Here is a 12,627-nt window from a genome sequence, read left to right as displayed (position 1 = left end):
GTCAACGGATTCAGCAGTCGATGCCGACGACGCCGGTGACGCCGCACAGCACCCGGCCGGTGCCGTCGAGGACCCCGCCCGGGGTGATGCCGCCACCGCCGGTGTCCGGTTCGGGGTAGTCCGGCGCCGGTGCAGGCGCTGGTGCCGGAGCCGGAGCGGGCGCCGGCGCTGGTGCTGGTGCTGGTGCGGGCGCTGGAGCAGGCGCGGGCGCCGGTGCAGGCCGGCCGGGGGTGCTTCCGGGCGCGGGGGCGCCGGCAGACGGGGCGCCCGCAGACGGGGCGCCGGCCGCGGTCCGCCGCGGCGAATCGGTTGCGGTGCCTGGAGCCCGGGTTCCCGTACCGGTCACCGGTGCCGCGGTGGTGCCGGGACGCGCACCGGTCGCGGTGGTGCCCGGGGCGCCACCGGGGTTCTGCGTCGAGGTGGCCGTGGTGGTCGCCGCTCCCGCGGGCGGGGGCGTCGCCTCGCCGACCGAGCCGACGAGTCCGGTGCCGACGGAGAGTCCGGTTGCCGTGACGAGCGCCAGTGCGGCGGCGCCGACCGTGATGAGGGTGCCCCGCTTACGACGCGAGAACCGGGGAGCGGGCTCGGCGACCGGGGTGCTCGGAGCCGGGACGATCTCGCGGAGCGGCCGCTCCTCGGGCGCGGCCGAGACGAGGGCCGCGGTCGTGGCGGCGGCCGGCGCGATCGCCGACCGGCGGGCGGCGAGCGTCGTGCCGGCCATCAGCGCACCGCCGGCTGCCGAGGCGGACGCGGGATCGGGGTCGAGGACTACCGGCAGACGCAGGGTCGAGGACAGCATCTCGGTGACGAGCGGGATCGCCGCACCGCCGCCACCGAGCAGGACCGCGGACACCCCGGCCGGCTTCATCCCGGGGGCCGCGTGCGCGCCCGACGAGTCGTGGCCGACGGCGGACGCGGAGACCGCTTCACGAACCAGCGCAACCGCCTCCATGACCGGTGCGCGCAGCAGGTCCTCGATGTCGTCGCGGACCAGCCGCGCCTCGGTGCTCACCTGCCCGATCCGCACGTCGACGACGGTGTCGGTGTCCACCGACAGGGACTCCTTGGCCCGGCGGCACTCTTCCCGCAGCCGGTTCACGTCGTCGAGGATGGCGCCGCTCCGGGCCGGGTCGGCCAGACCCGCGTCGACCTCGGCGTCGGCACCGGTCACCCGCAGGGTGTGCGCCAGCAGCAGGCGGTCGAACTCGTTGCCGCTCACGGTGTCCAGATGCAACGGACGGCCGACCGGGGCCGGATCGGAGCCGGTGGTCAGGACGGAGACGGTGAGCCCCGCGGCGCCGAGGTCGCAGACGACGACCGCGCCGTCGCCGAAGGCGCCCTCGGCGTGTTCGGCTGCGGCCAGGGTCGCCCGTGACTCGGGCACCCAGGTGATCGCGTCCGCCGGCACCGAGTCGGGGTGGGCGCCAAGTGCCGCCCGGGCGTCGTCGACGGCCTGATCGGACCAGTTGTCGGGGTGCACGACGGTCAGGTGCACGTCGTCGGACGGTGTCGAGTCGACGCTGTCCGTGCCGAGGTCGAGCCGGGCGACCAGCGCCGCGACCGCGTCGGCGTAGAGGTCGGCGGCCGCGATCGTGCGGCCGTGGTCGTCGAGCATCGGGACCGGGTCGCCGACCCGTCCGAGGAAGTCGTCGGCATCCACCAGAGCGGACGTCTCGACCGAGACCGCGCCCTCCCAGGACTGTTCCGAGGCGGCTACCGCCACGCTGTTCGCGGACCCGATCTTCACACCGATCCCGATGGCCATGACGCTCACTCCTGTTCGCACCTGCAGACGGTGGGCGGTGACGGTGCCGCGTCGTGCGGGCAATCCGTCGATGTCACGTGCCCCGGCCCCGGCGGCGCACTTCACCCAGTGTGTCGCGGACCGGCCCCCTGGTGTTAGCCCTGGCCGGGGATTAGGGGGAAAGTCCCGACCCCCCTATGCCGGCGGCGCCCGGACCCCGTCCCCGGTCGAAATCCCCCTGGGGGGATGACCCACCCCCCGGTCGTCGGCAGGACTGGGGATTTACCCCGATGTCGTCGGGCCCCGAAGTCCATACGGTCGAACTCGACACGGGATCGAACTGCGATCTCCCCGACGCAAGGAACGACGCCATGGCGACCAACGCGGTACTCGACTTCATCCTCGGTCTGCTTCGCGACGAGGAATCCTTCAACGCCTACTGCGGCAATCCCCAGGCCGCGATCGATCGCGCCGGACTCACCGGCGTCACCCCCGCCGACATCTCCGCAGCCGCCCCGCTGGTCGCCGGAGGCGGTCTGGCCGCGGGCGGTGGCCTGGGTGCGATCATCGGTGCCGGCGGCGGGGCGGTCGGCGGCGGCGTGATCGGCGGCGGCGCGGTCGGTGGCGGCGTGATCGGCGGCGGTGGCGTCGGAGTCGGCCTGGGCGGCCTGGAGTTCGGCGACATCAACGTCGGCGGCGGAGACGTCAACCTCGGTGACGTGAACCTCGGCGGTATCGGTGGGCTCGAACTGGGCGACATCGACTTCGGTGGACTCGATCTGGGTGGACTCGATCTGGGTGGACTCGATCTGGGTGGAATCGATCTGGGCGACATCGACTTCGGCGGTCTCCTCGGCGGCATCGGGCTGGGCGACATCGACCTCTCGGGCCTGTCCCTGGCCGATCTGGACCTCGGCGGTATCGCATTCGGTGACCTCGACCTCGCGGGCCAGCTGGCCGTCGCCCTGGGCGCGGCGCTGTCCGCGGGCCTGGGCGCCGGCGGCGCGATCGCCGCGCAGTTCGGCGCCGCGCTGGGAGCCGCGCTCGAGACGGTCGTCGACGGTGGCCTCGAGCTCGCCGCAGGCATCGGACCGGTCATCGCCGGGACGCTGGCCGGCGCGATCAGCGCCGAGGGCGCCCTGGTCGCCCAGCTAGGGGCTTCGCTCGACGCACTCCTCGCCGCAGGCGCCGACCTCGGGCTCGGACTCGGGGGCGGTCTCGCCGCGCAGCTGTCGGCGGCGCTCGAACTGGGTGGCGAACTCGCCGGCTCGTTCGGCGCGACGCTGGGCGGTCTGCTCGGCGCCACGATCGGCGCGGGCGGCGCACTCGGCGCCGACCTCGCGGCCGCGCTCGGCGCCGGTCTCGGTGCGGGCGGCGCGCTCTCGGCGGTACTCACCGGCGCGCTCGGTCTCGGCGCCGAACTGTCCGGCGATCTGACCGCCGCTCTGACCTCCACTCTCGATGTCGCGGGTGACCTCTCGGCGACGCTGTCGGGTCTGCTCGACGCGCAGGCCATCGCCGACCTGTCCGGCGAACTCGGCGCCACCCTCAGCGGCGCTCTCAGCTCGACCCTGGCCGCGGGCGGCACCGCTGCCGCCTCCGTCGGCACCGCACTCGGCGTGGCCCTGACATCGACGGCCGCGGCGACCGGCGGACTGGTCCTGACCGGCGCGGCCGGCGCGAACGCCGTCCTCGGTGGCGCCCTGACCGCCGTCCTCGGTGTCGGCGGCGGCGCTCAGGCCGGACTCGCCGCGGCGCTCGAATCCGTCCTCGAAGCCGGCGGGATCGTCGACGTCGAGGCCCTGATCGAAGCCGGCGGCGATCTCAGCACGACTCTCGCCGGCGCTCTGGCCGCCGGCCTCGAAGTCGGTGGCGAAGCCGCCGCCGGTCTTGGTGCGGCCCTGGGCGGCACGCTGGCCGCAGCCCTCGAAGGTGGCCTGGCCGCCGATCTCACTGCCGGACTCGGCGGCGCCCTCGAAACCGGTCTCGGTCTCGGCGGGGCGCTCGAAACCGGCGTCGGCGGCGTTCTCGAAGCGGGACTGGGACTCGGTACCGGACTGGGCGCGGGTCTCGGTGGCGCGGTCGAGGGCGCTCTCGGCGGCGGCCTCGGGGTCGTGGGCGGCCTCGGCACCGAACTCGGAGCCGCGCTCAACGGACTGTTGTCGGCCGGCGCCGGCCTCGACACCGCGCTGAGCACCGTGCTCACCGGCGTCCTCGGTGCCGCCGCGGGCGCCGACCTGGGGGCCGCGCTGGGTGGCGCCCTCGAACTGGGCGGCGTCCTCGGCGCCGACCTCACGGGTCTGCTCGAGGGCGGACTGGCCACCGACCTGGCCGCGCAACTCGGCGCGATCGTCGGTGGCGGCGGTGAGCTCGCGGGCGAACTCGGCGCCACCCTGGGCGGGGTGCTGGGCGCAGCCGCAGGCGTCGAGGGCATCCTCGACGCCGCCGCGGGTGCCGGCCTGAACGTCGGCGAACTGCTGGCCGCGGACCTCGGCGGTGCACTCGGCGTCGACGGCGCCCTCATCACACAGCTGGGCGGGGCGCTGGACGCCGCACTCGACGCCGGCGCGGGACTGGGCCTGGTGACCGAGACCGCCGCCGACCTCGGCGGAACCCTCGAGGCCGTGCTGGCTGCGGGCGGGGATGTGGGTGCCGACCTCGGCGCGTCCCTCGGCGCCGTCCTCGGGACCGCGCTGAGCGGTGAGCTGGGTGGTTCGCTGGCCGGCCAGCTGGCCGGCGGGGCCGAACTCCCGGCAGCCCTCAGCACCGTTCTCAGCTCCGCACTCGACGTGGATCTGTCGGCCACCGACGGCCTCGTCGCGACCCTGGACTCGACCCTGGAGGCGACGGGTGGCCTGGGCGGGGCACTGACCGGCGAACTCGAGGCGATCGTCAACCCGAGCCTCATCCTCTCCCCCGAGGGCACCATCACCGTGGGCGGACCGCTCCTGGTCACCGAAACCCTCGGCGGCACAGTGGTCGACAGCCTCACCGGCAACCTGGGCGCGGGCACACTGGCCGGCCTGGGCACCGTCGCCGAGACCGGCACGGACCTGGTCGCCGGGCTGGACAGCACTCTGCAGGGCGGCCTGGAGGGGACCCTCGAGACCGGACTCGCCGGCCTGGGCGCCGGGCTCGGCGAGGCCGATCTGGGCGCCACCGCCGGTCCGGTTCTCGACGGTGCTCTCGGCGCCGGCGCAGGCGTGGGCGGAGGCCTCGGTGGGGATCTCGGTCTGGGCGGCGACCTCGGCCTGGGCGGTGCGCTCGACACCGAGCTGCCCGCAGACGTCACCTCTGAACTGACCACCGCGATCTCCGGCACGGCCGGCGGCGCCGTGGACGTGGTCGGCGACGCCGCGGGCTCACTCGAGACCGGGGTCGGCGGCACCCTCGACACGACCACCGACATCGTCGGTGGGGTGACCGGTGGTCTGACCGGCGGCGCAGTGGTCGGTGGTGGCGTGGACGCCGGTGGCGGTGCCGGCGCGGACGGCGGCCTGGACCTGGGCGGCGTGACCGACACCGGTGCCGAACTCGGCGGCGCGGTCGACACCACCGTCGGCGGCGCGGTCGACTCGACCGTCGGCGGCGCGGCCGACACGACCGCCGACCTCACCGGCGGATTGACCGGCGGTCTCACCGGAGGCCTGACCGGTGGCCTCGGTGGTGACACGGACACCGGGATCGGCGTCAACACCCCGGACGCCGGACCCGACGCCGACTGACCGGGTCACGTCGGCAAACCCGCCCCGGGACCGTCCCACGCTCCAGCAACCCTGGACGTGGGCCGGCCCCGGGGCGGTCCTCGTCCGGCCCCGCCTTCGCCCGGCACGCTCGCACGCACCGCCCGAACGAGTGCGGAGCCCCGGCGATGCCGACCGGACGGGCCGACTCACCGCTACCGTGAGGACACCATGACCACTCCACCCGCCGAACCACCTCGCGTCGGCCGGCACGCCGCCGATCGGGACGCACCTGATCCCGCCCCCATGTGGAAGGCAGCAGCCCCGACCGCACCGGCACACGCCGCTGCCCCGCCCCAGCCACCCGCGACCACGGCCCCAGCCCCGGCGACCCCGGCAGTGGCGACCCCGGCACGGACGCAGGTGCCGAACACCATCGGCGACCTGCTGACCACGATGTCCGAGGTGGCCCGGGAGGCGGGCCGTAACGATCTCGTCAGTCGCCTCGACGGCGCGCGCACCCGGATCACCGACCCCCGCCTGCGGATCGTCGTGGTGGGTCAGCTGAAACAGGGCAAGAGCTCGTTCGTCAACGCACTGCTCAACCTGGACGTGTGCTCGGTCGGCGACGACGAGACGACCGCGGTGCCGACGGTCATCTCGCACGCCGCGCAACCGTCGGCCCATCTCATCGTCGACGGCCCGGCCGCCGACAACCGCATCCCGGTGCCGATGGCCGCCATCGCCGGCATCACCCCCGACTCCCCGCTTGCCGGTGGCCGCGAAGTGCTTCGGCTCGAGATCGAGGCACCCGGCCCGTTGCTCGCCGACGGCCTCGTCCTCGTCGACACCCCCGGCGTCGGCGGCCACGGACACCCTTATGCCGCAGCGACTCTGGGTATGGTCGCGGCAGCCGACGCGGTACTCGTCGTGTCGGATGCCAGCCAGGAGTTCACCGCGCCGGAGATGTCCTTCCTCCAGCAGGTCGCCGGACTGTGCCCGACCATCGCGTGCCTCATCACCAAGACCGACCTGTACCCGCACTGGCGCGCCATCCTCGACGCCGACCGCACCCATCTGCAGACCGCGGACCTCGACATCCCGCTGTTGCCCGTCTCATCGGTGCTGCGCACCCACGCGCTGCGGCTCGGCGACGAGGAACTCAACGCGGAGGCCGGGTTCCTCGATCTGTACCGGTACCTGCGCGAGCGCGTGGTGTCCACCGCACGACAGGCGACCCGGACCACCGTCGCCACCGATCTGCGCGTCGTCAGCGAACATCTCGCGCTCACCCTGGGCAGCGAACTCGCCGCCCTGCGCGATCCGGAGACCGCCGGCCGCGCCGTCGGCGCGCTCCGGGAGGCGAAGTCCGACGCGGAGGCCATGCGACGTCAGTCCGCTCAGTGGCAGCAGACGCTGGCCGACGGCATCGCCGACCTCGCCGCCGACATCGACCACGACCTGCGGGACCGTCTCCGCGCGGTGACCCGGGAAGCCGAACGGGCCATCGACGAGGGCGATCCGGGGGTCGACTGGGAACAGCTGAGCGAGTGGCTGGCCGATCAGACCGCCGCCGTCATCGGTGACAACTTCGTCTGGGCGCATGAGCGATCGGTGTGGCTCGCCGAGCGGGTGGCCGACCACTTCGCGGCGGCCGGCCAGAACTCGCTGCCCGACATCGACGTCGCCGATCTGACCGGTGTGCTCGATTCCGTGGCCGAGCTCGCCGAACTCGACAGCGGCAGAGTCGGTCTCGCCCAGAAGCTGTTGATCGGCATGCGCGGTTCGTACGGCGGTGTGCTGATGTTCGGACTCATCTCGACGATGGTCGGCATGGCGCTCATCAACCCGGTGTCCGTCGGCGCCGGTCTGTTGCTCGGCACCAAGGCGTACCGGGATGACAAGGAGGCGAAGGTCCTCGAACGCCGCGCCAAGGCGAAGGTCGCGGTGCGCGCGTTCACCGACGACGTCAGCTTCCAGGTCGGCAAGGAATCCCGCGACCGGCTGCGGGTCATCCAGCGAGTCCTCCGCGATCACTTCACCTCGGTCGCCGAACAGACCGCACGCTCGATCTCGGAATCCCTCAGTGCCGCACAGTCTGCCGCGACCCTCGCCGATTCGGAGCGATCCGGACGCGTCGCCGAACTCGAGTCCCGGCTCACCGCGGTCGCCGCGCTGCGCAAGGCGGCCGATCATCTCGACCCGGAGGAACCCGCTGCGGAGCTCCCGCGCCGATGACCGACATCGCCCGCGTCCGAGGGTTTCTCGACGCCACCCGCACCGCCCTCGCCGACGACCCGCACGCACAGGCCGAGCTCGACGTGTGCGCCCACCGGTTGTACCAACCGGTGCGGGTCGCCCTGGCCGGTTCGCTCAAAGCTGGCAAGTCGACGCTGCTGAACGCCCTTGTGGGACAGGACATCGCCCCCACCGATGCCACCGAGTGCACGCGGGTCGTCACCTGGTACCGCAACGGCCGGTCGCCGTCGGTCACCGCACACGTCGACGACGGTCGCGCGGTGGGCATCCCGGTCACCCGCATCGACGGTCGACTGGGCTTCGATTTCGGGCGACTCACCGCCGATCGCGTCGACCGTCTGGACGTCGAATGGCCCGCGCGTGCCCTGCAGTCGACGACCATCGTCGACACCCCGGGCACGGCGTCCTTGTCGACGGAGTTGTCCGCGTCGACAATCCGGCTCCTCACCCCCGACGACGGTCAGTCCGGCGTGGACGCCGTCGTCTACCTGTTGCGTTCACTGACCGCCACCGACACGACGATGCTGCGCCGCATCGGGTCGGCCATCGGCGGATCGTCGGGCCCGCTGGGTGTCATCGGCGTCGTCTCCCGCGCGGACGAGCTCGGTGCCGGCCGGATGGATGCGATGATCTCCGCGCACCAGATCGCCGGACGGTTCGCCGGCGAGCTCGAACGCACGGGCCTGTGCCAGGCGGTCGTGCCGGTGGCGGGACTGCTGGCACTGGCCGCCCGCACCATGCGGGAGGTCGAGTTCCGCGCGCTGGCACAGCTGGCCGCGACCCCGGCACCCGACCTCGAGGCGGCCTTGCTGACGATGGACCGGTTCTCCCGGCCGGACATCCTGCCCGACATACCCGCCGAGCTGCGGCGTTCGCTGGCCGAACGCTTCGGCGCCTTCGGCATCCGAATGGCGGTCACGCTCATCCGGTTCGGCGCGAGCTCCTCGTCGGCGCTGGCCGCCGAACTCGTCGAGCGCAGCGGACTCTCGGAGTTGAGCGCCATCATCGACACCCAATTCGGGCAGCGCGCGGACCAGCTCAAGTCCCATTCGGCGCTGGTGACGATGGATCACCTCCTGGCCGCGTCATCGTCGACGGGGGCGCGTGACGTCCGGGCCGCGGTTCGCCGGGAACTCGCGGACGTCCACGGTTTCCGAGAGCTGCGTCTGCTCGGCACCATCCGGGCCGGGGGCGTCGACCTCCCCCCTGATCAGAGGGCCGAGATCACCCGGCTCATCGGCGGGTCGGGCATCGATCCCGCGGCCCGCCTCGGACTGCCCGCGACCGCCGACGTGTACACACTGCGGGACGCCGCGATCGACGCCGCGCGGACCTGGCGGGCACGTGCCGGCCACCCGCTCCTCGCGCCGGCCTCGGCGTCGGCATGTCAGGTCGCGGTGCGTAGCGCCGAGGGTATCGTCGCCCAACTCGGTGAGGCGGTCCGGAGCGCCGGCCAGGGTTTCAGCGCAGGGATGCCGTGACCGACCGGGTGTAGGACGCTCCGGTGGCGACGACCGCGACAAGCGCGGCCGCCGCCGGAATCCACTGGGCGACAACCGGCAAACCGGCGTCGGCGAGTGCCGTCGCGGACGGGTTGACCGTGAGATGGAAGGCCACGGCGCCCGCCACCGCGACGACGGCGCCGACCGTCAGGATGCTCCGGCCGGACCGTCGACTGTCCCAGAGTCGCGCGGACCCGTACAGCCCGAGGAGCACGACGACCAGTGCGATCGCCCCGCCCACCATCAACGAGATGTCCACGGCGCGTGCGGCATCGGTCCCGCTGCCCGGATTGGTCCGGACGAGATCGGCGGCCAAGATGGCCCTAATGTCGTTCAGTGACAACAGTGTCAGACCGACGATCACCGCGACGAGGGCCACCGACACCAACCACCCGAGGATCACGTACCGAGTGACCGGAGAGCGTCCGACCGGCCGCTGCGGGCGCAGCGGCGTGACGGCGACGCGCGGGCGGGGAGGCGGAGAGCCGTCGGCGTTCGACATCCCTCGATGGTAGTTGCCTGCGCGTTCCGCTACCCCGAACCGGCGCAACCTCGGATCATCGTTCTCGAAGCCGCCCCGCGACCACCGCGCACCGCTTGTTGAGCCGTCACCCACCGCTGGTTGAGCCGGCACCGAGCGCAGCGAGGAGCCGAGTCGAAGCCACCCGGCAACCACCACCGCACGTCCCCCGATCGGTGGACGTGCCATTCACCCCACCCATCACCCGGTCAGCGGAATCCCCCGACCACCCATCCCCGGCAGAGTCAGTGGTGTCACCAACACAACCCCCACACCACACCGGAGCCCACCATGAAGACCACCACCCGCATCGCCACCGCCACCCTCGGACTCGCCGCCGCCACCGGCATCGCCCTCGGCGCCGCCGGCGCAGCCCACGCCGGCACCCTACCCATCACCCGACCCGGCGAACCCACCGTCGCCATGACCATCACCAACCACACCGACAAGCCCGAATACCTCCAAGGCGCCAACGCCGACGGCGGCCAATGGATCAACGCACCCCAACACATCCTCTACCCCGGAGCCACCGAAACCATCACCGCCACCGCACCCTTCACCAACCACCTCGACGTCAACGCCATCTACCGCATCGGCGCCTTCGGCCCCACCGCCAACTACCAACTCACCAACCACCCCCACAACGTCAACACCGCCATGAGCAGCATCTGGGGACCCCACGCCCAGAACTACTGGATGAACAACCACATCGACACCGGATACCCCCAGGTCAACGTCGGCTTCGACCAGTGGTGACACACCGCGGACAAACGCAGAATGCGTCGTGGGTACCGGTTTCCGGTACCTACGACGCATTCTGTGTGGGTCGGACCTCAGGGGCCGGCGGTGGCCCCCGTCAGTGGTGGCGACGTCGCCAGCACTTCGTTCTCCTGGTCGGTGAAGGTCCGTGCCCGCGAAAGGAAACGAACCCCTTCCGGCGCCTCGAGACTGAATCCGGCACCGCGACCCTTCACGACGTCGAGGATCAACTGGGTGTGTTTCCACAGCTCGAACTGGTCACCGTTGATCCAGACCCGAACGGCCGGAATGGGTTCGGGTAATTCGATCTCGCCGACCAGCACGTCTCGCTGGCCCACGCGATACTCCCCGACCGGATAACACATCGGGGCCGAGCCGTCACAGCACCCACCGGACTGGTGGATCATGAGGCCGCCGTGCAGCTCCGACAACTTGGTCAGGAGCTGCACGGCGGAGTCTGTGGCGACCACGCGATCAGGAACACTCTGCTCGGCGGTCATCGTCAATCACCTTTCGTCTGCTCCCTGAGGTGCGAGGAGCGCGACCCCTCCGCTCCCTGAGGTCCGAGGAGCGTTAGCGACGAGCCTCGAAGGGCTCGACGGGTCAGAAGAAACCCTTGGCGCTCTGAGCGTAACCGACCAGGAGGTTCTTGGTCTGCTGGTAGTGCTCGAGCATCATGAGGTGGTTCTCGCGACCGATACCGGACTGCTTGTAGCCGCCGAAGGCGGCGTGCGCCGGGTAGTCGTGGTAGGTGTTCGTCCACACCCGGCCGGCCTGGATCTCGCGGCCCGCCCGGTAGGCGGTCGCACCGTCGCGGCTCCACACACCGGCACCGAGCCCGTAGAGCGTGTCGTTGGCGATGTGCATGGCGTCGGCGAAGTCCTTGAAGGTGGTGACCGCGAGGACCGGGCCGAAGATCTCTTCCTGGAAGATGCGCATCTTGTTGTTGCCCTGGAAGACAGTCGGTTTGATGTAGAAGCCGCCGGCCAGGTCGCCGTCGAGTTCGGCTGCCTCGCCGCCGATCAGCACCTCGGCGCCCTCGTCCTTGCCGATGGCGAGGTAGGAGGAGATCTTCTCGAACTGATCGTTGGAGGCCTGCGCGCCCATCATCGTGTCGGTGTCGAGGGGGTTGCCCTGCTTGATCTTTCCGACGCGGTCGACGGCCTTGGCGATGAACTCGTCGTAGATGTCCTGCTGGATGAGTGCGCGGCTGGGGCAGGTGCACACCTCGCCCTGGTTGAGCGCGAACATCGAGAAGCCTTCCAGCGCGCGGTCGAGGAACCCGTCGTCGGCGGACATCACGTCGTTGAAGAAGATGTTCGGGCTCTTGCCGCCCAGCTCGAGGGTGACCGGGATCAGGTTCTCCGAGGCGTACTGCATGATGAGCCGGCCGGTGGTGGTCTCACCGGTGAACGCGATCTTGCGGATACGGTTGCTCGACGCGAGCGGCTTGCCCGCCTCGACGCCGAACCCGTTGACCACGTTGAGGACTCCGGCGGGAAGCAGGTCGCTGATGAGGCTGACCAGGTACAGGATCGACGCGGGCGTCTGCTCGGCGGGCTTGAGCACCACCGCGTTACCCGCGGCGAGGGCGGGTGCCAGCTTCCACACTGCCATCAGGATCGGGAAGTTCCAGGGGATGATCTGGCCGACGACGCCGAGCGGCTCGTGGAAGTGGTAGGCGACGGTGTCCTCGTCGACCTCGGAGATCGAACCCTCCTGGGCGCGGAGGGCGCCGGCGAAGTAGCGGAAGTGGTCGATGGCCAGCGGGATGTCGGCGGCCATGGTCTCGCGGACGGCCTTGCCGTTGTCCCAGGTCTCGGCGACGGCCAGCTTCTCGAGGTTCTCCTCCATGCGATCGGCGATGCGCAGCAGGGCCAGCGAGCGCTCGGCGACGGGGGTCTTGCCCCATCCGGGTGCGGCCTTGTGGGCGGCGTCGAGCGCGAGGTCGATGTCCTCGGCGGTCGAGCGTGCGACCTCGCAGAAAATCTTGCCGTCGACGGGCGACGGGTTCTCGAAGTACTGACCCTTCACCGGCGGGGTCCACTGTCCGCCGATCCAGTTGTCGTAGCGCGACTCGTAGCTCATCACCGAGCCATCGGCACCCGGCTTTGCGAAGACGGTCATGGTTGCTCCTTGCGTGTGGGCCTCAAGCTGAGG

General features: G+C 71.7%; 8 protein-coding genes. 4 read left to right on the top strand and 4 right to left on the bottom strand.

Annotated features, from left to right (window positions below):
- Nucleotides 1-10: 10 nt before the first annotated feature.
- Nucleotides 11-1,765 (bottom strand): Hsp70 family protein, encoded by a 1,755-nt coding sequence (locus tag GR168_RS00950; RefSeq protein ID WP_159369768.1) that lies wholly within the window; start codon nt 1,763-1,765, stop codon nt 11-13.
- A gap of 350 nt (nt 1,766-2,115) precedes the next feature.
- Between GR168_RS00950 and GR168_RS00945 the strand changes: the two genes are divergently transcribed.
- From GR168_RS00945 to GR168_RS00935, 3 genes are all read left to right on the top strand, one after another.
- The gene (locus tag GR168_RS00945) at nt 2,116-5,469 is read left to right on the top strand and encodes an IniB N-terminal domain-containing protein (RefSeq protein ID WP_159369767.1); all 3,354 of its coding nucleotides are present in this window, start codon (nt 2,116-2,118) and stop codon (nt 5,467-5,469) included.
- Between the two features lie 189 nt (nt 5,470-5,658).
- Complete coding sequence (locus GR168_RS00940) at nt 5,659-7,665, top strand: dynamin family protein (protein WP_159369766.1); 2,007 nt, start codon at nt 5,659-5,661, stop codon at nt 7,663-7,665.
- Nucleotides 7,662-9,167 carry a dynamin family protein gene (locus GR168_RS00935; RefSeq protein WP_159369765.1) on the top strand — a complete coding sequence of 502 codons (1,506 nt, stop codon included), beginning with the start codon at nt 7,662-7,664 and terminating at the stop codon, nt 9,165-9,167. The genes GR168_RS00940 and GR168_RS00935 overlap by 4 nt, the downstream gene beginning before the upstream one ends.
- Here the strand turns inward: GR168_RS00935 and GR168_RS00930 are convergent.
- Nucleotides 9,148-9,690, bottom strand: coding sequence for a hypothetical protein (locus tag GR168_RS00930; RefSeq protein WP_159369764.1), 543 nt, complete (start codon nt 9,688-9,690; stop codon nt 9,148-9,150). The two genes, GR168_RS00935 and GR168_RS00930, sit on opposite strands and share 20 nt — an antisense overlap.
- Nucleotides 9,691-9,999: 309 nt before the next feature.
- Here GR168_RS00930 and GR168_RS00925 point away from each other — a divergent pair, with 309 nt between their 5' ends.
- Nucleotides 10,000-10,464: a hypothetical protein gene (locus GR168_RS00925; RefSeq protein ID WP_058253389.1), complete on the top strand. Its 465-nt coding sequence runs from the start codon at nt 10,000-10,002 to the stop codon at nt 10,462-10,464.
- A gap of 77 nt (nt 10,465-10,541) precedes the next feature.
- Here the strand turns inward: GR168_RS00925 and GR168_RS00920 are convergent, their stop codons facing one another.
- Nucleotides 10,542-10,967: a DUF779 domain-containing protein gene (locus GR168_RS00920; protein WP_159369763.1), complete on the bottom strand. Its 426-nt coding sequence runs from the start codon at nt 10,965-10,967 to the stop codon at nt 10,542-10,544.
- A gap of 103 nt (nt 10,968-11,070) precedes the next feature.
- The gene (locus GR168_RS00915) at nt 11,071-12,594 is read right to left on the bottom strand and encodes an aldehyde dehydrogenase family protein (RefSeq protein ID WP_004021499.1); all 1,524 of its coding nucleotides are present in this window, start codon (nt 12,592-12,594) and stop codon (nt 11,071-11,073) included.
- Nucleotides 12,595-12,627 lie beyond the last annotated feature (33 nt).

The sequence above is a fragment of the Gordonia sp. JH63 genome (genome assembly GCF_009856645.1).
GTDB lineage: Bacteria > Actinomycetota > Actinomycetes > Mycobacteriales > Mycobacteriaceae > Gordonia > Gordonia hongkongensis.
This window is presented reverse-complemented; position numbering and strand designations above follow the sequence as displayed.

Coding starts and splice junctions, on each gene's coding strand:
- GR168_RS00950 (WP_159369768.1), bottom strand. CDS start 1,765: ATGGCCATCGGGATCGGTGTGAAGATCGGGTCCGCGAACAGCGTGGCG.
- GR168_RS00940 (WP_159369766.1), top strand. CDS start 5,659: ATGACCACTCCACCCGCCGAACCACCTCGCGTCGGCCGGCACGCCGCC.
- GR168_RS00935 (WP_159369765.1), top strand. CDS start 7,662: ATGACCGACATCGCCCGCGTCCGAGGGTTTCTCGACGCCACCCGCACC.
- GR168_RS00930 (WP_159369764.1), bottom strand. CDS start 9,690: ATGTCGAACGCCGACGGCTCTCCGCCTCCCCGCCCGCGCGTCGCCGTC.
- GR168_RS00925 (WP_058253389.1), top strand. CDS start 10,000: ATGAAGACCACCACCCGCATCGCCACCGCCACCCTCGGACTCGCCGCC.
- GR168_RS00945 (WP_159369767.1), top strand. CDS start 2,116: ATGGCGACCAACGCGGTACTCGACTTCATCCTCGGTCTGCTTCGCGAC.
- GR168_RS00920 (WP_159369763.1), bottom strand. CDS start 10,967: ATGACCGCCGAGCAGAGTGTTCCTGATCGCGTGGTCGCCACAGACTCC.
- GR168_RS00915 (WP_004021499.1), bottom strand. CDS start 12,594: ATGACCGTCTTCGCAAAGCCGGGTGCCGATGGCTCGGTGATGAGCTAC.